The sequence below is a fragment of the Alishewanella sp. SMS8 genome, assembly GCF_030737935.1.
Taxonomy (GTDB): Bacteria; Pseudomonadota; Gammaproteobacteria; order Enterobacterales; family Alteromonadaceae; genus Alishewanella; species Alishewanella maricola.
Map to the genome: position 1 here is coordinate 61,522 of NZ_JAPJEA010000006.1, position 25,599 is coordinate 87,120.

25 protein-coding genes and 1 tRNA gene are annotated in these 25,599 nt (G+C 44.9%); 8 read left to right on the forward strand and 18 right to left on the reverse strand.

All coding sequences use genetic code 11. From position 1 onward, the window contains the following. Nucleotides 1-19: 19 nt before the first annotated feature. Nucleotides 20-2,038: an NADPH-dependent 2,4-dienoyl-CoA reductase gene (locus ORJ01_RS14895; protein WP_306178706.1), complete on the reverse strand. Its 2,019-nt coding sequence runs from the start codon at nt 2,036-2,038 to the stop codon at nt 20-22. 171 nt (nt 2,039-2,209) lie between these two features. Between ORJ01_RS14895 and sppA the strand changes: the two genes are divergently transcribed. Then, nucleotides 2,210-4,090, forward strand: a complete 1,881-nt coding sequence (gene sppA, locus ORJ01_RS14900; RefSeq protein ID WP_306178708.1) for a signal peptide peptidase SppA — start codon at nt 2,210-2,212, stop codon at nt 4,088-4,090. Nucleotides 4,091-4,151: 61 nt separating this feature from the next. Further along, nucleotides 4,152-5,165 (forward strand): asparaginase, encoded by a 1,014-nt coding sequence (gene ansA / locus ORJ01_RS14905; protein ID WP_306178709.1) that lies wholly within the window; start codon nt 4,152-4,154, stop codon nt 5,163-5,165. A 3-nt stretch (nt 5,166-5,168) separates the two neighbouring features. Here the strand turns inward: ansA and ORJ01_RS14910 are convergent, their stop codons facing one another. The 7 genes from ORJ01_RS14910 to ORJ01_RS14940 all read right to left on the reverse strand — a co-directional run bounded on the left by ORJ01_RS14910 (nt 5,169) and on the right by ORJ01_RS14940 (nt 11,928). Next, nucleotides 5,169-7,886, reverse strand: a complete 2,718-nt coding sequence (locus tag ORJ01_RS14910) for a DUF349 domain-containing protein (protein WP_306178711.1) — start codon at nt 7,884-7,886, stop codon at nt 5,169-5,171. Next, nucleotides 7,876-8,157 (reverse strand): YeaC family protein, encoded by a 282-nt coding sequence (locus ORJ01_RS14915; RefSeq protein WP_229585601.1) that lies wholly within the window; start codon nt 8,155-8,157, stop codon nt 7,876-7,878. Before ORJ01_RS14915 ends, ORJ01_RS14910 begins: the two co-directional genes overlap by 11 nt. Nucleotide 8,158: 1 nt before the next feature. Then, nucleotides 8,159-8,485: a zinc ribbon domain-containing protein gene (locus ORJ01_RS14920; RefSeq protein ID WP_226751643.1), complete on the reverse strand. Its 327-nt coding sequence runs from the start codon at nt 8,483-8,485 to the stop codon at nt 8,159-8,161. Between the two features lie 12 nt (nt 8,486-8,497). Next, a complete protein-coding gene (locus ORJ01_RS14925; RefSeq protein WP_306178712.1) occupies nt 8,498-9,625 on the reverse strand; it encodes a M14-type cytosolic carboxypeptidase in 1,128 nt (375 codons plus the stop codon). 81 nt (nt 9,626-9,706) lie between these two features. Beyond that, nucleotides 9,707-9,952: a DUF2960 domain-containing protein gene (locus ORJ01_RS14930; protein ID WP_226751645.1), complete on the reverse strand. Its 246-nt coding sequence runs from the start codon at nt 9,950-9,952 to the stop codon at nt 9,707-9,709. Between the two features lie 12 nt (nt 9,953-9,964). Beyond that, on the reverse strand, nt 9,965-10,810 hold the full coding sequence (locus tag ORJ01_RS14935; RefSeq protein ID WP_306178714.1) for an EamA family transporter: 846 nt from the start codon (nt 10,808-10,810) through the stop codon (nt 9,965-9,967). Then, nucleotides 10,807-11,928, reverse strand: coding sequence for a 1-acyl-sn-glycerol-3-phosphate acyltransferase (locus ORJ01_RS14940; protein ID WP_306178716.1), 1,122 nt, complete (start codon nt 11,926-11,928; stop codon nt 10,807-10,809). The genes ORJ01_RS14935 and ORJ01_RS14940 overlap by 4 nt, the downstream gene beginning before the upstream one ends. A 231-nt stretch (nt 11,929-12,159) precedes the next feature. Here ORJ01_RS14940 and ORJ01_RS14945 point away from each other — a divergent pair. Further along, nucleotides 12,160-12,236: transfer RNA gene (locus tag ORJ01_RS14945), tRNA-Pro, on the forward strand. A 405-nt stretch (nt 12,237-12,641) separates the two neighbouring features. Then, nucleotides 12,642-13,346 (forward strand): superoxide dismutase, encoded by a 705-nt coding sequence (locus ORJ01_RS14950; protein ID WP_371930771.1) that lies wholly within the window; start codon nt 12,642-12,644, stop codon nt 13,344-13,346. A gap of 362 nt (nt 13,347-13,708) precedes the next feature. Here ORJ01_RS14950 and ORJ01_RS14955 read toward each other — a convergent pair whose 3' ends face one another. Then, a complete protein-coding gene (locus ORJ01_RS14955) occupies nt 13,709-14,077 on the reverse strand; it encodes a hypothetical protein (protein WP_306178717.1) in 369 nt (122 codons plus the stop codon). A 689-nt stretch (nt 14,078-14,766) separates the two neighbouring features. On the opposite strand from ORJ01_RS14955, the gene ORJ01_RS14960 reads away from it, so the two are divergent. Continuing rightward, a complete protein-coding gene (locus ORJ01_RS14960) occupies nt 14,767-15,624 on the forward strand; it encodes a pirin family protein (protein WP_306178718.1) in 858 nt (285 codons plus the stop codon). A gap of 152 nt (nt 15,625-15,776) precedes the next feature. Here ORJ01_RS14960 and ORJ01_RS14965 read toward each other — a convergent pair whose 3' ends face one another. The 6 genes from ORJ01_RS14965 to ORJ01_RS14985 form a co-directional block, all read right to left on the reverse strand. After that, nucleotides 15,777-16,103 (reverse strand): hypothetical protein, encoded by a 327-nt coding sequence (locus ORJ01_RS14965; RefSeq protein ID WP_306178719.1) that lies wholly within the window; start codon nt 16,101-16,103, stop codon nt 15,777-15,779. Between the two features lie 101 nt (nt 16,104-16,204). Beyond that, entirely contained in the window at nt 16,205-16,396 is a 192-nt protein-coding gene (locus ORJ01_RS16210; protein WP_371930772.1) for a PLDc N-terminal domain-containing protein, read from the reverse strand. Nucleotides 16,397-16,528: 132 nt separating this feature from the next. Next, nucleotides 16,529-16,984 carry an RDD family protein gene (locus ORJ01_RS14970; protein WP_306178720.1) on the reverse strand — a complete coding sequence of 152 codons (456 nt, stop codon included), beginning with the start codon at nt 16,982-16,984 and terminating at the stop codon, nt 16,529-16,531. Nucleotides 16,985-17,086: 102 nt separating this feature from the next. Further along, nucleotides 17,087-17,434 (reverse strand): hypothetical protein, encoded by a 348-nt coding sequence (locus tag ORJ01_RS14975; protein ID WP_306178721.1) that lies wholly within the window; start codon nt 17,432-17,434, stop codon nt 17,087-17,089. Nucleotides 17,435-17,553: 119 nt separating this feature from the next. Further along, complete coding sequence (locus ORJ01_RS14980) at nt 17,554-17,817, reverse strand: hypothetical protein (protein WP_306178722.1); 264 nt, start codon at nt 17,815-17,817, stop codon at nt 17,554-17,556. 105 nt (nt 17,818-17,922) lie between these two features. Further along, nucleotides 17,923-18,393: a hypothetical protein gene (locus ORJ01_RS14985; RefSeq protein WP_306178723.1), complete on the reverse strand. Its 471-nt coding sequence runs from the start codon at nt 18,391-18,393 to the stop codon at nt 17,923-17,925. Nucleotides 18,394-19,036: 643 nt separating this feature from the next. Here ORJ01_RS14985 and ORJ01_RS14990 point away from each other — a divergent pair. Next, a complete protein-coding gene (locus tag ORJ01_RS14990; RefSeq protein ID WP_306178724.1) occupies nt 19,037-19,582 on the forward strand; it encodes a YaeQ family protein in 546 nt (181 codons plus the stop codon). 68 nt (nt 19,583-19,650) lie between these two features. Here ORJ01_RS14990 and ORJ01_RS14995 read toward each other — a convergent pair whose 3' ends face one another. From ORJ01_RS14995 to ORJ01_RS15005, 3 genes are all read right to left on the reverse strand, one after another. Continuing rightward, a complete protein-coding gene (locus tag ORJ01_RS14995; RefSeq protein ID WP_306178725.1) occupies nt 19,651-20,226 on the reverse strand; it encodes a glutathione S-transferase family protein in 576 nt (191 codons plus the stop codon). Between the two features lie 186 nt (nt 20,227-20,412). Then, on the reverse strand, nt 20,413-21,006 hold the full coding sequence (dcd, locus tag ORJ01_RS15000) for a dCTP deaminase (RefSeq protein WP_306178726.1): 594 nt from the start codon (nt 21,004-21,006) through the stop codon (nt 20,413-20,415). Nucleotides 21,007-21,008: 2 nt separating this feature from the next. Further along, on the reverse strand, nt 21,009-21,905 hold the full coding sequence (locus ORJ01_RS15005; protein ID WP_226751656.1) for an Mrp/NBP35 family ATP-binding protein: 897 nt from the start codon (nt 21,903-21,905) through the stop codon (nt 21,009-21,011). A gap of 129 nt (nt 21,906-22,034) precedes the next feature. On the opposite strand from ORJ01_RS15005, the gene metG reads away from it, so the two are divergent. Together metG and ORJ01_RS15015 are read left to right on the forward strand one after the other, a co-directional pair. Beyond that, nucleotides 22,035-24,095, forward strand: a complete 2,061-nt coding sequence (gene metG / locus ORJ01_RS15010) for a methionine--tRNA ligase (protein ID WP_306178727.1) — start codon at nt 22,035-22,037, stop codon at nt 24,093-24,095. A gap of 33 nt (nt 24,096-24,128) precedes the next feature. After that, nucleotides 24,129-25,586 carry an MFS transporter gene (locus ORJ01_RS15015; RefSeq protein WP_306178728.1) on the forward strand — a complete coding sequence of 486 codons (1,458 nt, stop codon included), beginning with the start codon at nt 24,129-24,131 and terminating at the stop codon, nt 25,584-25,586. Nucleotides 25,587-25,599: the final 13 nt, after the last annotated feature.

Consider the following 25,599-nt stretch of genomic DNA (forward strand, 5'->3'; position numbering starts at 1 on the left):
GGCTAGAAATCAGCAAATACTAAATGGCCGCAGCAAGTTCCGCACCTTGACGGATCGCCCTTTTTGCATCCAGCTCAGCAGCAACATCAGCACCGCCAATTAAATGTACTTGTTGGCCGGCCGCCTGTAACTCGGCTTGTAAGGCACGCAGCGGAACCTGTCCGGCACAAATCACCACATTATCCACCGCTAAACAGCGCTCTTTGTCGTTTAAACTGATCCAAAGACCAGCGTCATCCACGCGCAGATAGTTCACCCCCGCCATCATCTCTACGCCTTTTTTCTGCAAAGAGGCGCGATGTGCCCAGCCAGAGGTTTTACCTAAACCACCACCCACCTTACTGGCTTTGCGCTGTAATAAATAGACTTTACGTTCGGCTTTAGCTGGCGCCTGGCTACTTAATAAAGCGCCGCGGCTTTGATAAGTTTTATCAACGCCCCAATCGGCTAACCACGCATCAGGTTGTAAGGTCAGTGAATGTTTTTCTAATAGAAACTCAGCTACATCAAAACCAATGCCGCCCGCCCCAATAATGGCGACGTTTTGGCCAACGGCTTTGTGATCGCGCAATACATCTAAATAGCTCAGCACTTTAGGATGATCTTGCCCAGCTAAACCAATATCACGCGGCACGATACCGGTAGCTAAAATGACCTCATCAAATTGCTCAGCCAGAATACTTGCCGCAGTTTGTTGCTCATTAAGATGTAATGTTACCGCGTGTACCTTCAACATTTTGGCAAAATAACGCAGTGTTTCATGAAATTCCTCTTTACCAGGAATTTGTTTGGCATAATTAAACTGGCCGCCAATCTCTGCGGCTTTATCAAACAAATGTACTTCATGGCCACGCTGCGCCGCGTAAACACTAAAAGCAAGCCCGGCCGGACCAGCACCTATAACGGCCAATTTTTTCCGTTTACTAGCGGGATTAAAATTTAACTCGGTTTCATAACATGCCCTAGGGTTAACCAAACAACTGGCACGTTTTTGTTGAAATACGTGATCTAAACAGGCCTGATTACAGGCAATACAGGTATTAATTTCGTCCGCTTGATCTGCAGCCGCTTTATTAACAAAGTCGGCATCGGCTAAAAAGGGTCGTGCCATACAAATCAGATCAGCTTGGCCTTTTACTAAAATATCTTCTGCTACGCCAGGATCATTAATGCGGTTAGTGGCGATAACCGGCACACTAAGTTGTTGCCGAACCCGCTCTGTGATCCAAGTAAAAGCCGCTCGGGGCACCCGAGTCGTGATGGTTGGAATACGCGCTTCATGCCAGCCAATGCCGGTATTAATTAAAGTTGCGCCTGCCGCTGCCACACCTTGGCCAAGTGCAACAACCTCATCAAAGGTATTACCATCCTCAACTAAATCCAGCATAGAGAGCCGATAGATAATAATAAAGTCAGCACCACACTTCTCGCGCACCGCTCGCACGGTTTCTAAAGCAAAACGACTGCGGTTTTCAAAATTACCGCCCCAAGCGTCAGTACGATGATTGGTACGCTGACAAATAAATTGGTTTATCAAGTAGCCTTCAGAGCCCATGATTTCCACACCGTCATAACCGGCTTTTTTAGCGAGGCTGGCCGCATGGGCAAAGTCTTTAATGGTCCCGCGGATCTGTCGATCGGATAACTCAGAAGGTTTAAAAGGCGTAATAGGCGATTTAATGTTACTCGGCGCGACATTAAAAGGATGATATCCATAACGGCCCGCATGCAATAATTGCAGGCAAATCTTTGAACCGTGCTTTTGCACCGCCGCGGTAACTGGTTTGTGTTTGGCAACTTGCCACCAAAAACTCAGTTGGCTACCAAAAGGCACCAAGTTTCCCCGAAAGTTTGGGCTAATGCCACCGGTAATTATTAAACCCACACCGCCTTTGGCTCGTTCTTCATAAAACGCGGCCAACTTTTCGAAACCGTTTTTTTCTTCTTCTAGGCCGGTATGCATTGACCCCATAATTACCCGATTTTTAAGTTGGGTAAAGCCTAAATCTAATGGCGCTAATAAGTGTTGATATGCCACATCACCCTCTCTGGTCGTACCTGTTTAATCGCTAAAATGTAGCTGCTTTGCTGCCGATACGCAAGTGATATACATTTTCTTACAAATTCCACATAGCCTTTGTTGAAAAATTCGCTAGCATTAAGCGTGGATGTTTATGAATTTTAAATGAGAATTAACAGGACACATATTATGTCAGAGAAAAAGAAAGGATTATTTAGGCGCTTATTTGGCGCAATCTGGTCAGTTTATCGGGGCTTTCGCGCTACCGTTTTAAATATTATCTTTATTTGCTTGGTGTTGGTCATCGGCAGTGCCCTGTTTAGTGGTGGCGATAAAGTACAGATTGCCGATACCAGCGCATTATATCTTAACCTTCGCGGTGATCTTGTTGAACAAAAACGTTATGTTGACCCCATGGCTGCGGCAATTAATGAAGCGGCCGGTGGTCAAGAAGAAGCGCCAGAAATGCTGGTTACCGATGTGGTTAAACTGATTAACCATGCGGCCAAAGACAACCGCATTCAAGTGATGGTGATGGATCTGTCTGCGCTAGGTGGCGGTTCTTTAGATAAATTAAAAAGCGTAGGTAAAGCTTTAGAAGCCTTTAAAGCCAATGGCAAAAAGATTTTTGCTTACGGTGCTTACTACGGCCAAAATCAATACTTCTTAGCAAGCTATGCCGATCAAATTGCACTTGAGCCGATGGGTGCAGTGTTATTAGAGGGCTATGGTAGCTACCCTATGTACTATAAAAATGCCTTAGAAAAACTCAAGGTCAGTACACATGTTTTCCGCGTTGGTACTTACAAATCCGCGGTAGAACCTTTTACTCGTAATGACATGTCAGATGCCGCAAAAGAAGCGAACTCAGCTTGGTTAAATGAATTATGGGCTGATTACAAACAACAAGTTGCCGAGCGTCGTGGCTTTGGTATTGATAACTTCGATGAAACCTTCGCCGCCATGTACAGCAAACTGCAAGCCGCTGAAGGTGATTTAGGCCAATATGCCTTAACCAGCAAGTGGGTAGATGCCGTACAAACCCGTGAACAGTTCCGTAATAGCATGATCGCCATTGTCGGCAAAAATGACAATAACACCTACAACCATGTCACCTTTGATGAATACAAAAAAATGGTGATCCCGGCTAAGCAATTTGATAACCCGATCACAGAAAAAATTGCCGTGGTGGTCGCTCGCGGTACCATTGTTGATGGCACAGCTAAACCTGGCATGATCGGCGGTGACTCTACAGCTGCGCTGCTTCGTCGTGCGCGCCATGATGATAAAGTGAAAGCGGTCGTGCTGCGTATCGACAGCGGCGGCGGCAGCGCGTTTGCCTCTGAAGTCATCGGCCAAGAAATCACCCTATTACGTGAAGCAGGTAAGCCTGTTATCGCCTCAATGGGTGCAGTTGCAGCGTCAGGCGGTTACTGGATTGCAGCACCTGCCAACGAAATTTGGGCCTCACCAACTACCATTACAGGTTCAATCGGGATCTTTGGTTTATTACACACATTTGAAAATGCGATGTCGACCATTGGTTTAAATGTGGATGGTGTCGGTACAACAGAGCTGGCCGGTTTCTCTGCCGGTATGCCTTTATTTAAAGGCTTATCTGAGCCTGCGAAAGACATGATGCAATTGCTGATCGAACGCGGTTATACCGAGTTTTTAACCATGGTGGGTAAAAACCGCAATATGAGCAATGAAGAAGTTGATAAAGTTGCACAAGGCCGTGTTTGGACAGGTTCTAAAGCACTTGAGTTAGGTTTAGTCGATAAACTGGGTACTTTTGATGATGCGATTGCTCGTGCTGCAGAAATGGCCGGTTTAAGCCAATACGACATCACTGTAGTGCAACCAGAACTTAGCCCCACTGAGCAAATCATTGCTGATTTATTTGGTGCAGCAAAAGCGAAAGGCTGGTTACCTAGTGCAACGATGCAACCTGAGCAACGTGCGCTTCGTCAGTTAACACAGCAAGTTAAACAAGATTTTGTTTTAATGAATCAGTTTAACGATCCAAACGGTATCTACTCTTACTGCTTAAGCTGCCAGATAAACTGACAGCAAGCGTAATTCTGATTACAATGCCCGGTATTATCCGGGCATTTTTTTTAGGTGTTTTATGCAAAGAAAACGTATTTATGTCGCTTACACTGGCGGTACCATTGGTATGCAACAATCCGATAAAGGCTTTGTGCCAGTACCGGGTTTTTTAACCGACACCGTAAAACGCATGCCCGAGTTTTATCGGTCAGAAATGCCAGAATTCGATATTCATGAATATCATCCGGTTATCGACTCGTCAGATATGACACCAGCGCATTGGCTTACTATTGCCAAAGATATTCAAGAAAACTATCAACACTATGATGGCTTTGTGGTGCTGCATGGTACTGACACCATGGCTTATACCGCTTCCGCTTTATCATTTATGTTAGAGAACTTATCAAAACCGGTGATTATTACCGGCTCACAGATCCCGTTAGCGCAACTGCGCTCAGACGGCCAAGTTAATTTACTTAATGCTCTGTATTTAGCGGCAAATTACCCCATCGCTGAAGTAGCATTGTTTTTTAATAATCAATTATTTCGTGGTAACCGTGCCACTAAAGCCGATGCCGATGGTTTTAATGCTTTCGCATCACCCAATATGCCGGCGTTACTTGAAGCGGGGATCCATATTAACCTGCATGCAGGCAAAATCACCCATACTGAAACAGCCCTCCCACTCGAGGTTGCCGAGATCACTCCCCAACCGATCAGTGTCGTCACGCTGTATCCCGGTATTACCACAGACGTGATCCGCAATATGCTGGCACCACCAGTACGCGCCTTAATTATTAAATCTTTTGGTGTGGGTAATGCCCCACAGCGGCCAGAATTACTGCAAGTGTTACAGCAAGCAAGTGAACAAGGGCAAATTTTAGTCAATTGCACACAATGTTTTAAAGGCAAAGTGAATATGGATGGTTATGCCACGGGCAAGGCGTTGCGTGATAGCGGGGTGATCAGTGGGTTTGATATGACCTTGGAAGCGACCTTAACTAAGTTACATTACCTGCTGAGTAAGCCATTCACTGCAGAAGAAATTCGCCAGCAGATGCAACAGGATCTGCGTGGCGAATTAACGCTTTAACCGTTAAAACAGCGCGGCAACGCGCTTTAACAACGGTTTTTCTTGTTGGGCAACCGGACCATGCGCAAGCCATTGCTGTAATAGCTGCTCCGGTGTTAATTGTTGCCCCGCATTATGCTTTAACGATAACAAGGCCAGTTGCACTTGTTGGCGCTCTGCCGCACTGGTTTGCTCAACATTTTGCTCTGACATCAGCTCTAACGCGATGGTCAGTTGTGAGCGAGTCAAACTTGGCTGCGGCAAACTTAAGGCTTCACGATAACTCTGTGGTAATTGTTCTGCTTTGATATCGCCCTGCTCTAATACGTCAAATAAGGTTTGTAACTCTTGACGTTGTGCCGACTTTTGCAACTGCTTTTGCCGTTGTTGCAATTGCTGACTGAGCTCTTGATATTGCTGACGCACCCCAACGCTATCGGGTAAACTCAATTGACGCAACTGCGCTTGTACCGCTTGCAATGCGCCAGCGCTAGTGGCTTGCGCTAAGGTTGTATTCAGCGTTGCTAATTGCTCTGATACCAACTGGGCAACTTGCTGCTCAGCTTGCTGCTGTAGCTTGTACTCTTCGTTGCGTTTTTCAAAAAAGCTATCACACAGTGCACGAAACTCTAACCACAACGCTTGATCTTGCTGACGGCCGGCAAAACCAAAGGTCTTCCAGCGTTGCTGCAACTCTTTCAGCACCTGTGCTGTTTTGGCGCCGTCTTCTAAGGTCATGGCCAATTTCGCTTCCGCAATCAAAGCCGCCTTACCCGCCGCTTGTTGCTGCTGCGCCGTGGCCACTTTGTCTTTTAAGCGTTTGCTCAGTTCTTGAAATTGTTGTTGCAACGCTTGGTAATCACGCCGATTAACCGCGCCACTTTCACGCCAACGTTGGCTTAACTGCCGAAAAGCGGCATCTAAATCACGTTCTGGCAATTCTGCTTCGACTAAATTGCCAAGCTCTTGTAATAATTGCTGACGTTGCTGTAAATGCAGTTCGCGTTCAGCATCTTGCTGAGCAAACACCTGGCGGCAAGGTTCAAAAGCCGCTTCACAAGCTGCATCAAAAGCCTGATTCAAGCTTTCTTCGGCAGCGGGATCTGCTTTACCTAAAGACTTCCAGTTTGCGCGGGCCAGTTTCACTTGCTCAGCACGCGCTTTGGCATCTTGCAAAGGGCTATTTGCCAGCGCAGTCATTTCGTTTAACAACGCGGTTTTACGTGGTGTGGCAATATACTGCTGCAAAGATTCTAATTCAGTTTGTAAACTGCTGATCTCGGCAAACTCTTTTTCAAATTGCTGCTGTGCTTCTGCAGATAAATTTGCCACATCCGCCGTCATGCCTTTATACAAACCAAACAGCACTTTGTAACGTCCTGCCGCGTGTAAGCGTTTGTATTCGGCACACTTACTACGAAGCTGACGAAGCTCTTTTTGTTGCTGTTGTTTAATATGGCTCAGTGCTTGTTGCCACTGCTGACGTAACTGCTTGAATTGTTCGTTTAACTCAGCAGGTAAACTTGCACTGAAACCTTTACTGGCACTGCGCCAAGCATCAGTAAAATTTTGCCATTGCTGCTCTGCTGCCGCTAACTGCTCAGCACTGTTAGGCAATGGCTGTTCACTAAACGCATTTAGCAATTGCTGGATCGACGTAAGCGCTTTATTCAACTCGGGTAAACGGGCTAATTGCTGCTGCACCACCGTTAAACGTTGTTGTAAGGCGCTTTGCTCAGCATGGGCTAACTCGGCCGCATCCAACTCTTCACATAATGCTGTGGCGGCGGCATCCAGTAAACCATTTTGCTCAGTACTGGCGACTTGTTGTAACTGCACCTGCAATTGTTGTTCTAGCTCACTGACCGCTTGCTGCAACTGCTGGGTTTTTAACACTTGGCGCGCTTTACGCTCAACTAAGGCTTGCTCGGCCTGCAGTTGGGCTAATTTTGGCGCTAACCATTCGGTTAAACGTTGGTCGAGCTGCTGAAACTTCTCTAAAAAACCCTGCGCTTCTTGTTCGGGTAATAAAGGTAACTCCGCGGCTAACACTTGCCATTGTTGTTGCAACTCTTGCTGTAACGCCGGTAGCTCGGCCAGCGTATGACGCTCGCGCAGTGCATTCAGCTTAGCCAGCAACAAGGTGATCTCTTTGCGTAAGCGAGGTGGCTTTTGCTTATCCGCCGCCATTTTCGCCAAGCGAGCCTGCAAGGTTTCAGCAAGCGAGGGTTCAAGTTGCTTACTAAGTTTCTCTAATTGTTTTTCATCTGTGATCTGTGACAACAATTGCTGTTTTAAGGCGACAGGAAAGGCCGCATCTAACAAAGTTTGTTGAATTAACTCCGGGCGCTCTAACCGCTGTAGTAAGGCAAAGCGCACATTCATATCGGCATCTTTTAGCGCTAGCGACTCTAAAATGCTACTGCGATTACACTGCTCAATAAATTTCTGTTTTAACGGTGCAGCTACCCGATTCGCTAACAGTTGATCAACAACTTGTTGCTCGGCATAGTGTTTTAAACGCTCTGCCGTGTCGTGTTTACTGGCTTGCCACCATAACGCAAAATCGTCTAACCGATGTAAAGCGGCTTTACGCACCGCTTCTGCGGCATCGTTAAAAGCGAGCTCATGCAATACTTGCTTATGCTCAGCGCTGGTGGGTTGTAATGTTTCAAGAGCTTGCTGACGAATAGCGGCGTCTGGATGCTGCCATTTCGGTTTAAACCAGCGTTTAAAGATCATCGTGCGAAAACCTTGCAATAGCGGCAGGATCTGAAAACTGTTTTTTCAACTCTGCCTTGGATTTATGAACTATTTGTCCGTCTGGACCCACAGTGAAGATATCTTGAGACTTCAACACCTTAGACTGATACGCTAATACCAGTTGCAGTGTTTGCTCTTTTTGCTCTGCGCTTAACGGCGTGCCATCGGCCCAACGACCGGTGGCTACCGCCTCTGCTAGTTTATTATAAGTGTCAGGTGCCATCGCACTGACCATCGCTGTAAAATCCATACTATTTTTTTCGCTTTAACCAAATAATTCGTGCGCGACACACCACATACCAACCAAAGCCTAGGGCTATCGCTACGGTTGAAACATATTGGTTGTAACTGCCATTCTCAGGCTGCCACCAATACAAAATTCCAAATCCGGCCAAAAATAACAGCAAGGCCAGCATCGACTGGTTCATCAGTGATTGCGCTTGGCGAGCCATTTGCTCTCGGTGTTTCGAGGCCAGCTTTTCTGGGCTGGCTTCACCTAAATTGGTTTTACACTTTGGACATTCTGCCGCTTTGTTTGAGATCCGGTTTGCACACACCGGACAAGAAATAATCGCCATGTCTAATAGGTCCTATCGTAACTCATCAACTACGGCTAATACTGCGGTAAGGGTGTCATGGCCGAGTTTCATTGAACGTACATCTGACCAACCGAAAGCCTCGTCTGGCAGGTTGGCGTTATCTTTAAACGGCATTTCTAAAGTGTACGCTAAACAACCAAAGCGCTCTGCAACCCAGTTACTGCCTACGGTTAAATTTGCTTTACCCGGCTCGTCTTTGTCATAACCAAACTGGGTTTGAAACTCTGGAGTTACCAGTTGTAATGCCGTTTTAAATGCCTGCTCAAGTTGTTGCATTTTTGCATTGTAAGACGGTACACCTTCTGCGCCGGCCACAAAGTTATATGGCAGATTTTCGTCACCATGAATGTCTAAGAACATGTCTAGGCCGATTTCTTGCATTTTTTCTCGAACTAAATACACCTCTGGGCTTTCTGTCATGCTCGGGTTTTGCCATTCACGGTTTAAATTAACTCCTGCGGCGTTAGTCCGTAAATGACCACGAACACTGCCATCTGGGTTCATATTGGGCACAATGTAAAATACCGCTTTGGCTAACAGTAACCGAGCAACACCGTCATCTTCATCTAATAATCGATCCAGTAAGCCTTCAACAAACCATTCGGCCATCGTTTCGCCAGGGTGTTGCCGTGCAATGATCCAAATCTTCTTTTTATGCTCAGCCGGCTCGCCGACAACCAGCATGGTCATATCACGGCCATCCAGTGTTTCACCCAATTCGACTAACCGACAGTTGTAATCATTTTGGGCAAAGTGCAATAAGTCTTGATGCCGTTCATAGCTATAAGGCGCAAAGTAGGCAAAATAAACTGACTCCGCTTCTGGATAATGATGAATGGTTAATACGTTGTCTGCATAACTGGTATCTACGCGAAACCACGTTTGTCGATCATAAGAAGCCACCGCTTGATAACCTTCCCAGCCTTCTGGGTACGCCGATTGGCCAGCATTCATAATTTTGATGGTGTGCGGTTCAGTGTGTGAGGTGTTTAAACGAAAGTGAAACCACTGAAAGAACTCTGATTGATGATCTTTACGGATTGCCAGTTGAATGTTTGCTGGGTCCGTGGCGTGTAACACTTCGATATTACCACTGTCAAAATTGCAGGTGATTTTCATACTATTTTCTCTAATTTGGTATCATCAAATAACAGCGGGTACGGCAAAAACCTTGGCCTGGCACGCTGGTCGCATATTGTGTTAGGGATTCTCTCGCACAAAGGCGATATCTGCAAATCCCATTTTACTGAATGATTGCGAGCGAAAGTTTTTTACTGCGGCTTTATCTTTAGCCGTATGATGTAATTGCTGTTCCATGGCTAAAAACGCCGTGAGATCTATCCCTTCAGCTGCCGCAACGGCTTCATATAAATCAACAAAACGATCATAACTAAAGGCGATAACTTTCTTTTGGCCTTTAAAGGTGTAACTAACTTGTCTAGCCATAAAACTTATTTCCTATACTGCGTGGCGACGACACAACCACAATGAAAGCAATAACAAAGCGATACCCAAGACTAACTTGCTTATGTCTGTATCACGCTGCCAGATCAGAATATTGACCAGCAAACCAGTAGGGATCAAGGCATTATTCATCACCGCTAAGGTACCGCTAGAAACCTGCGAAGCGCCTTTGTTCCACCAAAAATAACCTGCACCAGAAGCCACTAATCCTAGCCAAAACAAAACTGCCCATTGTACTGGCGTAGTGGGATATTGTGCTTGCCCCAGTAATAACCAAGCCGGTAACGCAATCACTAAAGCACCGACATAAAACCAGCCAAATTGCTGATGGCCTGCGCTTAGGTGCGCTTTGCTGGCCATAAACTTTTTATACCCCACCTGGCCTGCGGCAAAGCAAAAGTTTGCCCCCTGCACCACTAAAAAGCCTAACCAATAATTCACTGCGGGTAGTGTATCGCGCATCACAGCTGCCGCCACTACGGCGAGTAAGGCTGCAAATAAAAAGCGGGGATTAAAATGACCATCAAGCACATCATACAGCAATGTTATATAGACCGGGGTAAAGATGGTAAACACCAGGATCTGTGGCACGCTCAGTAATAAAAAAGACTGATAATAAAAGATATACATTAAGCCTAATTGCACCGCGCCAAGTGCGGCCAATAAAAATGCATCGGCTAAAGCCACAGGTTTACGTAGCAGCCAGGGCAAAAACACCAGCACCGCGAGCGCAATACGCATTAGCACCGCAAAATAAGCATCCACTTGGCCAGCCAAATAAACGCCAATTAAGCTAAACGAAAACGCCCACAGCAGTGTAACGGTAACTAAATAACTCACTCTAGTTCAGACTGCCTCATGATCGGAGCAGCATATAAGGCACTCATTAATGAGATCGCGCCTTGCGGTACCGTTTGCAAACGCTGTTGCCATAACTCCACCAGCTTTTCATCAACCGAAGCATGTGTTAAACCTGCAGCAAGATAATTAACCGGATACAAACGGTAGTTTTGCCAAATTTGCTGGTCAATTAGCTGAGCAAGTGCATCGGGATCTGCAGGAACCTCGGTAAGTGGTTTTGCAAATGCCACATGAACCCGGCCTTTAAAGCCAACGATCCCTTTGATAATACTATCAATATCCTCAAATTCCGTTTTTTGGTAAGAACCAGAGGTTTGTTTTTGCCACAATTCGTTGATTTTATCGACATCGCAAGGATCATATTCGTAAGACAAACATACCGGCACAATATTTAGCCCTGCCATATATTCAGCAAAGCTTTCACCGCGTTTTTTGCCTTCCATATAAAACATTTTTAAAATCGCCGGATCCGTTTCATCTAAGCCATCTTTAGCACGACCTTCTTTTTGCGCGATCCACACAGAGTGTTTGTGCTCTAACGAATGTTTAATGTAAGACGACAACAAGGTAAAGTTTTTCAGCATTTCACGTGGGCCTTTGGCACCGCGCTTAACAATAAAACTTTTATTTAATCGCATTAACTCAGAAGCGCAGGCCTTGCGTAATAAGTTGTCGCCAATGGCAATGCGCACGGTATCTAAACCATGGTGATATAAACACCAATTTACTAAAGCCGGATCCATCGCAATATCACGGTGATTAGAAACAAACAAGTAAGCTTTGCCTGGTGTTAAATGTTCTAAACCAGATACCGTGATTTTATTGGTACTACTTTCGATCATTCGCTCCATAAAGGTCGCGACCTGACGCTGCACCGCTTGTACGTTATCTAAACGTGACCAACGGCGTTTTAACGAGAATTTCACCAGCGGTGATAATAACCAGCCCAAAGGCCCGGCCAAATGCGGGAAACGATAATGGAGAATGGCATGAATAAATTCGTCATCTGCAATTAAACGGGCGATCGCTGGCGCGACTTCGTCATCATGATAAGGCCGGATATCGGCGTAAATATCTTGCTCTGCCACAGTACTCACTACTTTGTCTGGGTAAAAGAGCGCCTATTTTACTGTGTTATTCAGAATTAACCAGTATTTCGATTAAAAGGCAACGAGGTTAAATTAAAGGATATAGCCATTCAGTTCAATTATGAATAACGGGTTATCACAAATTGTATCCCTATACCTCGCTATGATGCTGCTTTTTTCAACATACGATTCAATCAGCATTGCATTATCGCTGAGAATCATTATGATACGCGCTTGAGTCGGTACGTAGCGCAGCTTGGTAGCGCACTTCGCTGGGGGTGAAGGGGTCGGAGGTTCGAATCCTCTCGTACCGACCAATAAATTTTTATTAAAAGCCAGTTAGCTTAAAGCGAGCTGGCTTTTTTTATATCTGAGGTTTTTCGCGCAACCTCTTAGCTATTATGCTGCTTTATTTGCTGTCGTAAGCACTTTAAATTGCAGAGCTAATGCTCATTAATGCCGGTAAAAAGGTGCATCACGCGGCCATAGTATGCCTGCCGCTTAAAAATGAATGACGCTAACGATAACGACATTTCTAGCGCTTGTTAACACAACGCCAAGACTAAACAGTCGCTATTACCCCAATTATTAAAACACCTAGTCGCGTTTTATTGCCGATTGGTCCCTACTTTAAAATTAAAGTGATCGGGCAGCATCATACTACTGTAAGATTGGTTAGTCCCTAAATTGGTAAAACCTCATCTTCATAGGAGTACAATACCGTGTTAACTATTCTCAAAGCGAAACTCCCTGCAACCTTACTTTGTTTATTCCTTGCTGCCAGTGCTCACGCTGAACCCTTTTCGTTAGCACCGCTGCCTTATGCTGCAGATGCACTTGCACCGGTTATCGATAAAGACACCATGCAAATTCACCATGGCAGGCACCATCAAGCCTATGTGAATAACTTAAACGCCCAAGTAGCAAGCACCCCAGAGTTAGCCTCACTGTCACTTGAAGCGATGATGTCGCAAATATCACGCTTTAATACGGCGGTACGAAACAATGGTGGTGGTCATTATAATCATCAACTCTTTTGGCAATTAATGGCGCCACAGGCTGATGTTGGCGAGCCTTCAGCGGCCTTAAAAAAAGCCATCGAACGTGATTTTGGCTCTATCGATGCCATGCAAAAGTCGTTTAATCAAGCAGCCGCTACCCGTTTTGGCTCTGGTTGGGCTTGGTTAATCGTGGATAAGGAGCACAAACTACAGGTGACATCGACACCTAATCAAGACAACCCCTTGATGGATGTGGTGGAAGTGCAAGGTACCCCCATAATTGCGCTGGATGTTTGGGAGCATGCCTATTATTTACAGTATCAAAACAAGCGTGGTGATTACGCTACGGCTTGGTGGACTATTGTGAATTGGCATAAGGTCAATGAGTTATATCGTCATGCCACCGAGCAAACCAAAGCTCATTAAGCCTTGATATAGCATTTTTAATACCGCCTAGGTGGCTATCGCTTAGGCGGATAAAACGCTTTGTTATCACTGCCCTCACCTTACGATGAGCTCTTTGCTAGCGCATTTACGAATAAAGTCAGAATGCGACTACAGCCCCGAAAGCCGGTCATAGTCACTCATGGCAACTCACATGAAAGCTCAACAGCTAAACGCTTACTTCTAAGAATATGCCCCGCTCTTGCGACGAGGCAACTGAATACTGTTGAGCAAGGTGTTTAGAATAAGGGTATATCAAGTGCTCGTTATCTGACTCTGAAGGTTTCGAACAATCTAACAAATCAGTTTTTTGCGGAACAAGCGACCGCTGGCTATGATGCTTATTACGCTTGATGTTTTACAGTACGCAAGATGCTTGCATTTACTTTGTTAAGCGTAAACACAACAATCCCCCCGGTAACAAAAACAGCAATAAAGTCCTGAAGATCAAACACACCGGTTCCCACAGCTGGCTGTAAACACTCATAAGTTGCGCAACCACATGTGATCCACAATGCTGATTCGGGTGCTTTAGTTATCCAGTCTTTTGCTAAACCGATTAATAAAAAAATTGAGGTAATGGTTCCGGTAATACTTGGCAGATAATCTGCCAAACCAAAATCGGATATTTGATTGGCGTATACCCAATCTCGATAATAGCTATCACCAATAGACGTTAACACTAAAAAACTCATTCCAATTAAAATAAACATGCAGCGAACTCTAGCCATACCATCCTCGGAATGAAAAATACTATTGATTGCACAACGAAATAAAACTGTAGTAACACCAGATCCCGTTTTCTGAAAACAAACAATTTGAATTGGCAATTAAGCATTAAATTTACTTTGTTTTTACCATAACCATTAACCTTTTCGCAATTGGCTATAAATTTTCTTTTGGATCCTTAAAAAAGTGCCTCGTTGTTAGATGAATTATTTTAAGCCGATAGTCACCAACAAGCTATAGAAGCTAAGCACATACCTCAACGGATATTCACTCCCTTGGCAGCGAGCCGGCTGATCATCGTTGGCCAAGGTTTTAAGAAAACGGGTGTTTGAGTGCGGCGACGAAGCCTTGCGCGAGTGACGTTTTCGCCTTGGACAACGTATGAGCAGTCGGGCTTTCGAGCGAAATTGGGTCGCATTTTCTTTGGATACTTTCTTTTGGCGACACAAAAGAAAGTATCTCGCCAACAGCGAAAACGTTAAGCTCTGCTTAAAAAAAGATCTCGGTATCTGACCTCAAAGCTTCCAAGGTTATTCTGGTCCATGTCAATCAGAACCTGCGCATTAGTTCTTTTAAATAGAACTATTCGCTTCTTTTATTCTAATATTATTACCCTGTTTAGAATGATACCGTGCTGAGTAGACTTAATTTCTGCATTGTTAAGGAGTACCACATGGCAAAAGTACTGAAGGCAACAACACACGATTTAGGTGGCTTACAAGTAAAAAGAGTGCTGCCTCACCAAGATAAAAAAATGGTTGGGCCTTTTATATTTTTTGACCAAATTGGCCCACATGATTTTCCTGCTGGGCAAGGTATCAATGTGCGACCGCATCCACATATTGGCCTAAGCACACTGACTTATTTGTTTGAAGGCAGTATTTTGCATAGAGATTCGTTAGGACATCATGTCGAAATACATCCAGGAGATGTCAACTGGATGACCGCAGGTAAAGGCATAACCCATTCCGAGCGAGAAACCTTTGAAGTAAGAGCAAACAAGCACGCCATTAATGGCTTACAGTGCTGGATCGCACTACCAGAGCAGATGGCTGAACTTGATCCCTCTTTTACTCATGTAAAAAAACAGCAACTACCTCACCTCATTCACGAGGGTGTTATGATGCGGCTTATTGTCGGCGAAGCTTACGGCATGAGCTCACCCGTTAAAACTTACTCGCCGATGTTTTATATCGACATAACGGCAGATGAAAACAGCAAAATTACCAGACCCCATCCAACGCATGAAACCGCGATATTCCCTATTAGCGGAAAAATAGACATTAACGGGGTCACCTATGGTGCGGGTGAGTTTGTCTTGCTCGATGATACCGACACTGAAATGACGGTTCTGCAAAGCGGACGATTTATCATGCTAGGAGGCGAAAAATTTACTGTGCCCCCTTATTTACACTGGAACTTTGTGTCTTTCAGTAAAGCGCGGATAGAGCAAGCAAAAGCGGATTGGCAAAATGGCAAATTCCCCAGCGTCATCGGCGACGATAAAGAGTATATCCCGCTTAAAAAATAACGCTCAACGTTAAGTATCTAACTTCGAGGGTGTGTCATAAATAGGATTATAAACACCTCAACATGTGCTTTAAAAAAGACAAGTACAATACATATTACTTGACCAACTTACTGAGTCTCCAGCGAGTTTAAGCGGGTTGTTTAAAGCACGTGTTAGGTTTCATTGCATTTCACCAGAACACTGACAACGCCGCCTTCGCCGTAGTACGACAGCGACTCTTGGATAATGGTACAAGCCTGATTTCCAGCAATTTTTTGCTCAATTTCTGTTTGCACAAAATTGAAATAGTCTTCTTTCTCTTGGGCAGCATTTTCACTTGAAAAAATAAATTTAGAGTAATGATAAAAATATTTACCCTTTCCATATTTCGATGAATTCACCGATTTTGCTCTTGGATCAAGCTCAGCAAAATACGATGAGCGAGTGCATCCACAAAGAACAATAAAGGCAACTAATGTTATTGTAGGGTAATTTTTCATGCCAGCAGCCTAACGCAGCCAGCCGCGGCCGAAAAGCAATGCAGCAAATTTGAGGTGCAGCAAACAACGGCAGCGTTGCTCACTGGCCTTATTAAATGCCATTAGCGCTGTTGTACTCTCTTTGCAGGCTGAGTCACTATCAAGTAAATGATGTAGCTAAGTAACGGAAAAAATACAACCGCTAAAGACCAACCAAACTTTGCACCACCGTGGGAACGGCTTGATAGGATCACGTGGATCAATGGCAAAACCATTATAATTAAAAAATGCCAAATACTTATTCCACCCATCATAAATTTACTCCTAAATTAAGTTGAACATTAAAATCTTTCGCAAGACTACTATTAATTTAATATCGCCATAACAGGCAGCCGGAACATAGTGTAGGTTGTCCGGCGCCGATAGGCTCGAAATTGGTGTCTTTGTTAAGCATTTTGGTCAAATTTAACTGGCTCTTTACCTAGTTGGCGAATTACTACGGTGCCGGCTAATTTGTCGTGAAGACCTTGTTTTCGCTTATCTACTCCAACCCAGATATAGCCCAACAATAAGGGAAGAGCTGCAACTATATATGCGAAATATCGACCAATAGCCTGACCTAGGGATAGCTTGCCACCGGTTTTTGCATCTACTATTTTCAGACGTAAAGCCATTTTTCCTGGTGTTCCGAAAAAACGAAGCCAAAACCAAATAGTTGCTACAAAGGGCAGGATATAGCTAAATATTAAGTCCCAAAACCCATAATATAACTGTTCACCAACCCAGTATTCCTCTCCATAAATAAGCGTTAAAGGAACGAAGCAGACAATTATTATAACGACCAGATCAATTAAAACCGCTCCAAAACGAATCCAGAAACCAGCGTACTCTTGATTTTCCATTTATCTAACACTCCATAATTTAATTAAGAGGATACGTAACGTCCCGCGCATGTGTGCCAACTTGTCAGCGTCGAAGGGCCGTAAGCCGAATGAAGCAAATTGTTAGCTGTTAACCTTATTAATCATTAACGTGAGTTTTTGCTCAACAATTGCTATTGTTGCTTCTTTGCCGTAGGCAACAGTAAATGAAGGATGTATCGTGCTATCACCCACAGTAACAACAGCTACAACACCTGCGGTCTCATCTTGGTTTGGCGTAACGGTGAGGGTATAACTAAAGCCACTATCCATAGTAATTGACGCCATTTTATCTGCTTCAACCATCATGGCTGGAGCTGCCACTCGTTTTCCTTGAGAGTACACAGATGTAGATACTTGATAAGTGTCAGCCGCGAAACAGAACGCCGACGCCAGTAAAGTAGTAACCAGTAAACTTGCCTTAATTTTCATTTTAACTTCCTTGTATTGTGAAGGTGAAACTCCGCTAACGCACGTCACAAATGCGAGCAACTTGTTGCGAGTTGAATCGCCCGAATAGCGCATTTCTAATGGCGCTTGTTGTGTGCAATTTAATCAAAATCCAGATCCTGAACGAATCGACTATCCAAGGTAACTTTATCTTTGTCGACACCATAGTCAGATTCTAATACCTCTAAAAGCTTTGGAAGAATATCTGAATAATCGAATGATGTCCCTTTTGATTCATTGACTTTGGTAGCAATGTAAGTCGCAAACTCACCAACCGTATAAATATTTGTCACTTCTTGGTCTGGCATTTCTACACCAAACTCTTTTTCCGCCCAAAGCACAATTTCAACAGTATCTAAACCCATACTTGATTTCCATATAACACATTACGCTTTGCTAAGCGGCTAAAGAATATTAGCTATAATCGCGAAACGATGGCCAACTGTTTTGTGTCCGTTTGAGACGTTTTGTTAGGTGCGTGGCTTTTCATAACGAATTATCCAATTTTTAAAGCACTTGGTAGTAGGTTTTAGGAACTTGGTTTTCCAAATTGTTCGTCGAGCAACCCGTGTATAAATTCTCGAGGTTGTATCTACCGTTTCAATGCTCTCAACTTCACCGAGCTCAGTAACGATGAACTTTAAAGTTACTGCTTCTGAAATATACTCTGGCTCAATACCTCCAGAAGGTGAACCTGGCCAAAGTAACTCTAGAGGAACCAATGGCTTTATATCTTCTGAGCATTCTTCGATACTCGTTTGAGCCTTGATTGCAAAAGTTAAACTGCTCAAAAAAATGATTAACAGAAACCTATCCATTAAGCACCAACTCCCCAATTTAGCGCGGAAAGCCGCGCAGCGGGTTGACCTCGCAGCCAGCGCTTTTTGCTGGCGATAATATTTGTTTGTTATGTTCTTACCACCGATGTTATTCAGTGCCATTTTTACCAACACTGTAACCACAATTGCAGCATGTATTACTCGGAAGCCTAAACTGCTTTAAAGAGAGCACAACCTGATTTTTCCTGCAATTGGGGCAGATAAAATTAACCGTAATAACCAACAAAGCAATAGCGAAAATGAAAGAACCTATATAAAACGGGTTAGTATAAAAATTAATGCTAAGCGTAGAAAACTGAAAGCCAATAATGCAGACAATTAATGCAACAAGCGAGAGCTTAAAATTTTTGCTTTTGTTCAATGCACAAAATCTTCATAGAGGACATAACAGCTTAATAGTTTGGAGCACTCATTATTTCTAACCATTTAAACGACTTTCTCTCTTTTGTTAAATAGTTAAACTATCTAACAACATTGCGTAAATCAACAGATTTCATCTAGCTCTTTTAAAGTTATTCTAGAAAGCATGTTCTAAACTTGCAATTTACTTGATAACAATAAATTCACCTAAAACTGTATATACATACAAGCTCATATATTTTAAAGCGCCGAATATTTCTTTTGCCCCGAAGGTTGTGTAACAGACTACAGATAGCATTGCCCTAACCCATTGCTGCCATCAGTTCACTATTCAAAGCTTTAGGCTTTAAGGTACACTGCGTTTTTTTATAAGCTGGGAATGGTTATGGCGCTTAAAGCGACAGTGTGCAAAGTACAATTGCAAATTGCGGATATGGATCGGCATTACTACGCCGATCACAGTTTAACCTTGGCGCAGCATCCTTCTGAAAATAACGAACGATTAATGGTGCGATTACTGGCTTTTGCCCTTAATGCCAATAAAACCTTAGGTTTTACCAAAGGGCTTAGCGGTAGTGAAGATGAAGCAGAATTGTGGGACTTAGGTTTAGATGGTGTAATTGCACATTGGGTTGAGTTTGGTCAAGTTGATGAAAAATGGCTGAGAAAAGCCTGTAACCGCGCTAAAAAGGTAACACTATATTGCTATGGTGGCCGCGTTGTTCCAGTGTGGTGGAAAGCCAACAGCGCGGCGTTAGCTCGCTATCAAAATTTAACCGTTATCGACATTCCCGAACAAGCAGTAGCGGATATGGCTAAGCTATTTAACCGTAATATGCAAATTCAATGTAATATTAGCGAAAGCCAAATTTGGTTATCTGATGCGACGCAAAGCGTGTTAATTGAACCGGAAGTGTTGCAGCAAGGCTAAGATGTTACGCCATGGCATGAACGTCGCCATGGCGCTATTTCGCTATTTTTAATTTACTAACCAAGATCTTAAGTTAAACGCGGATCGGTGGTTGCAATGGCAGCCTGTTGTTTATTTTCAGCATAAAAGGCCTGCAGCGCCGGGTATTCGTCTAATTCTAACAGTTCTCTGAAGATCACCCAGTCTAGTAAGCTGTAAAGTGACATCGCTATATAATTCCACTCTGCAAACTCATGGTTTTGCGCTTGTTGCTCTAGCACGAACATCGAAGCGGCAATACGTTGTTTTTGTATATTAAAAAACAACCGATCTTCATTAGTATCTAAGCCACTGCGCGCAGATAAAAACAACGTAACCAGTGAATCATTAATAGCGTTAATCACCGTTAATTGATTCTCTTGATACCAACTTAAGGCGGGTAATGATAAAACCGTAGTGAGGTAACGGTAAATAACCCCTGAATCGAACACCATTTGCCCGTCATGCTCAAACATCGGCACTTTGAGTGTCGGGTTCAAGGCTAAAAGCTTTTCACGATCGCCTTCTGCAAAAATTTGCATATCAACAAACTCATACGGCTGTGCCGCCAGTAACAAACGAATGCGCCGCACATAAGGTGAGGTTTGTGAGCCATATAATTTCATTTCACTTCCTTTAAAGCTGTATTGAGCTAATAAAAAATCATTTTTTATGCATTTAAAACACAGAAACCAATCACTATGCTTAGCACACAGTTGCCAGACTATGCAGTTTTATTGCATAATCATTGCGCTTCATTTTTGCTTTATAAGCTTGCGCCCACCTGATACGTGGGCTTTTTATTTTTCAGATCAGCCACCTTTATGGTCATGGCTAATCCGGCTGGCAACCGCCCCTGTTTGTTCTTTGTACTTCGCATCCAGCCTTTTATTGTAAGGTCTGGCAGCAGGGCCAGTCATCAGTTCAAAGTTTAACGCGCCTATTTTCATATTAGGGCGTAAAGCTAAGGGTAACTTACCACTGTTGTAAAACTCTAAAACGATATTACCTGACCAGCCTGGATCAATGCGATGTGCCGTCACGTGCACCATTAAGCCTAAACGCGCTAGCGACGAACGGCCATCCAACCAGCCCACAATATCATCAGGCAAGGTCACTGACTCTAACGTTACACCAATGGCTAATTCACCGGGATGCAGAATAAATACCCCATCATCGGCTAACACGATCTCATCGCTCATAACGGAATGTAACGCCGCATCCACCTCGGCGCGGGGGCCACTTAAATCGATGTAAGGTGCGGCATGCGCCACAAATACCCGAAACTTATTACCCAAACGAATATCGACGCTCACGCCACTGATCATGTCAACATCGGGGGCTGGCGTGATGCAAATTTTGCCTTCGGCTAGGTAGCGCTCTATATCGCGGTCACATAATCTCATGTTTAATCATCCGTTATTTTAATTTCAACCGAAGCGTACTCCGGTAATTCACCGCTTACCCGCTGTAAAAGCGATAAGCTAATATCATGATACAAAGCGGCCATGGCCGCATCGCCTTGTGTTAACGCCACGCCCAGATCCGACTGCTGACGAATACTCCCTTGCAGAGGTAATTGCCCTAGTACCGGGACTTGATGGCGCTCAGCCAACCTGAGCCCCCCGGCACTACCGAATACATCATCATGCGCACCACAGCTTGGGCAAAGGTAAAAGCTCATATTCTCAACTAAGCCCAGTACAGGAATAGACACTTGGCGAAACATACTAATGGCTTTTTGGGCATCGGCCAGTGCTAAATCTTGAGGTGTAGTGACCACAACCGCGCCGGTTACCGGTAACTTTTGTGACAAAGTTAACTGAATATCACCGGTGCCTGGGGGTAAATCAATCAATAATACATCTAATTCCGGCCAAATTGTTTCGTTAATCAGTTGCAGCAAAGCTTGGCTTGCCATTGGGCCACGCCAAACACTGGCAACCTCCGGATCCACTAAAAAACCAATAGATTGTAATGTTACCCCATGCTGCTGCAGGGGTTGCATTAATTTATTGTCGGGCGAGCTAACTTTTTGCCCCGTTAAGCCAAATAAGGTAGGTAAGGAAGGGCCATAAATGTCGGCATCAAGCAGGCCGGTGCGCACACCCGCGTTAGCCATCGCCATGGCCAAATTTGCAGCCGTAGTCGATTTACCCACGCCACCTTTGCCCGACGCGACCAAAATAACCGTGTGGATCGCTTTAAATACCGGGGCCTGTTGGCGAATTGCCAACAACGCGTTTTGCCAAGGCTCAGCCTGTGGTGTTTGGGTTACTGCTGATTTTTTCAGCCAATTAAACATCGAGACTCCTCAAAAACCAAAAAGGGTGGCATTTTTCCCAGCAATCTGACAATGCCGGATGCGATTTAATGGCGGCTATAGTATCATTAGCGCATATATTTTCAGTCATTTATGTAAGAGCGATCTTTAATGTCAACACGGAAAATTCTGATCACCAGCGCCCTGCCGTATGCAAACGGCCCCATCCACCTTGGTCATTTATTGGAATATATCCAAACCGACATTTGGGCCCGCTTTCAGAAAGCACGTGGCCATCAATGTTATTACGTGTGTGCCGATGATGCCCACGGCACACCGATTATGCTTAAAGCGCAGCAGCAAGGCATTAGTCCTGAGCAGATGATTGCGCAAACTAAAATTGAACACAGCACTGATTTTGCTGACTTTGGCATAGCCTTTGACAATTATCATTCTACGCACAGCGAAGAAAACCGCGAGTTTGCTAATACCATTTATAACCGCTTAAACGCTGCGGGACATATTAAACGTAAAGTCATTAGCCAGTTATACGATCCACAAAAATCCATGTTTTTACCAGATCGTTTTGTCAAAGGCGATTGCCCCAAGTGCGGCGCACAAGATCAAAATGGCGACAGCTGTGATGTCTGCGGCGCAACCTATAGCCCAACAGAAGTTAAAAATCCACGGTCGGTTGTGTCAGGCGCAACGCCCATTTTAAAAGACAGTGAACATTACTTCTTTGACTTACCGGCCTTTGCAGAAATGTTGCAAACCTGGACGCGCAGCGGTGCCTTGCAAGATGAAATGGCCAATAAACTACAAGAGTGGTTTAAAGATGGCCTCCAAATGTGGGATATCAGCCGAGATGCGCCTTACTTTGGCTTTGAAATTCCAGATGCGCCAGGCAAGTTTTTTTACGTATGGTTAGATGCCCCCATTGGCTATTTAGCCAGCTTTAAAAATTTGTGCGATCGTATCAATGTCGATTTTGACAGCTTCTGGGCCCCCGGCTCAGATGCCGAGGTTTATCATTTTATCGGCAAAGATATTATTTATTTCCACAGCCTGTTTTGGCCTGCCATGTTAGAGGGCGCGGGCTTTCGCAAACCCAACGCGGTTTATGCACATGGTTTTGTCACGGTAAATGGCGCGAAAATGTCAAAATCGCGCGGCACCTTTATCAAAGCACGTACCTATCTAGAGCACTTAGATCCTGAATACCTTCGCTATTATTTTGCCAGCAAATTAACCAGTGGTATTACCGATCTCGATTTAAACCTCGAAGATTTCACGCAAAAAGTGAATGCTGATCTCGTCGGCAAAGTGGTCAATATCGCCAGTCGCTGTGCCGGTTTTATTAGTAAGCGCTTTAATGGCACCTTGTCGGCAACGCTGGCCGAGCCAGAGCTGTATCAAGATTTTATTAATGCCGGTAGCAGCATTGCGCAATGCTATGAGCAACGTGAATTTGCGAAGGCCATTCGCGACATTATGGCGCTTGCTGATCGTGCGAATCAATATATTGATGCCAAAGCGCCTTGGGTATTAGCCAAAGACGAGAGCAAACAACAAGAAACGCATGATGTTTGCTCTATGGGTTTAAACTTATTCCGCGTGTTAATGCATTACCTTAAGCCGGTGTTACCGAAAATGGCCGCGGATAGCGAAGCCTTTTTAAATACCGAACTGCTGTGGCAACACTACCAAAGCCCTTTATTAAATCATGCGATTAACCCGTTTAAAGCCTTAATGCAGCGTGTCGATCCGGTTAAAGTGCAAGCCATGGTTGCGGCGTCTACCGAAAACTTACAACCCACAGCAGATGCCAGCAGCACAACCGCAAAAGCAAAAGCACCTGCTGCTGCGCCAATAGTAAGTGCACAGCGTGAACCGATTAGCGACACCATCAGCATTGATGATTTTGTCAAAATCGATTTGCGCGTCGCCAAAATTATTGCCGCCGCGCCGGTTGAAGGCGCTGACAAGTTAGTACAATTAACCTTAGATATTGGTGCGGGTGAAACCCGTCAGGTATTCGCAGGCATTAAAGCAGCCTATACTCCAGAAAGCCTCGTCGGTCGCCAAACGGTGATGGTCGCTAACTTAGCTGCGCGCAAAATGCGCTTTGGTTTATCTGAAGGTATGGTGCTCGCAGCGGGGCCTGGCGGCAGTGATATTTTCTTGTTAAGCCCAGATGACGGTGCTCAGCCCGGCATGCGCGTTAAGTAACGCGTAACACAGTTCAACACATAGAGGTAAAGGATGCCATCGCCTTTTCGCAGTTTTTCGTCGCTGTTTTCCACCACGCTGATTATGGTGTTGGGAGCCGGCCTACTGACCACCTATTTAGCGTTGTCATTAGCCCGCGATGGTGTCGAGCAACTGTGGATTGGTGGCATGATGTCGGCTTATTATTTCGGTCTGGTTGCGGGCTCCAAAGTAGGCCATAGACTCATTGCGCGGGTGGGTCATATTCGCACCTTTGTGGCCAGCGCCAGTATTGTAACGGCCTCGGCCCTGTGCCACGCACTTACCGATACACTTGAAATTTGGTTGCTGCTGCGTCTGCTCGTTGGCACCGGCATGATGTGTCAGTATATGGTGCTTGAAAGCTGGCTGAACGAGCAAGCCGATAGCTCACAGCGTGGCTCCGTGTTTGCGGGTTATATGATAGTGTCTTACCTTGGCATGGTAGGCGGTCAAACCCTGTTGTCGTTCTTTCCACAGCTGGGAATAGAGCCGTTATTACTGGTTGGTATCTGTTATGCGCTTTGCATTGTGCCAATTGCACTCACTCGGCGCATCCACCCACAGCCGCTGCATCCTGCACCGCTCAAAATCATGGCGTTTTGGCGTAAAGTACCGCAATCTCTCACCACCATTTTAATTGCGGGGGGGATTTCCGGTTCATTTTACGGTTTAGCACCCGCCTTTGCAGCGGGTATTGGCCTTAGCAATAGCGAAGTTGCCAGTTTTATGTCTGCCACTATTTTAGCCGGCTTATTAGCGCAGTGGCCGATGGGTAAGCTATCGGATCGGATCCCGCGAAGTCGTCTGGTCCGGGTCAATAGTGCTTTGTTAGGCCTGATTGTGTTAGTGATTGCCTTAGTCCCTCTTAACACCCTACTGTTGTTAGCAGCGACCTTCTGTTTTGGCATCCTCGCCTTTACTTTATATCCGCTGGCGACAGCCATGGCCAATCAGCGTATTGAACAAAGTGAGCGTGTCGCGCTATCCGCCACCATTTTACTGACCTTTGGTATTGGTGCAACCTTAGGGCCCTTAGTGGCCTCTTTTAGCATGCAGCTGTTTGGTAATAGCATGCTTTACCTCTATATGGCGGTATGTTGTGTGATCTTGTTCTTGCGCTTGGCGCGGGTCAATTACAACCAAAAAGTGGCGACCCGACTGCTATCCGAACAGCAACCTTCCGATTATCAACTGGCTTCGGGTGATTTAGTGTCATCGCCTTTAGCGGCCGCTTTAGATCCGCGAGTTGATGAAGAGCTGGTACAGCAACAAATGCGTGATGATGTTGAGCCGCTAGCAGAACAAAACACGACAGCAAATGAAGCAACTGCAGAAGGGGTCGCCCAGTCAGATGTTGCCTCTGAGCCAACAGTAAAACACAACAACTTTGTGCCCAATATCCAAGAAGATGCGCCCCCCTTCGCTCCCTCTGACAGCTTGATAGAGCCTGAATCCCCCCCAAAACCCTAAGCACGAGCTGGCT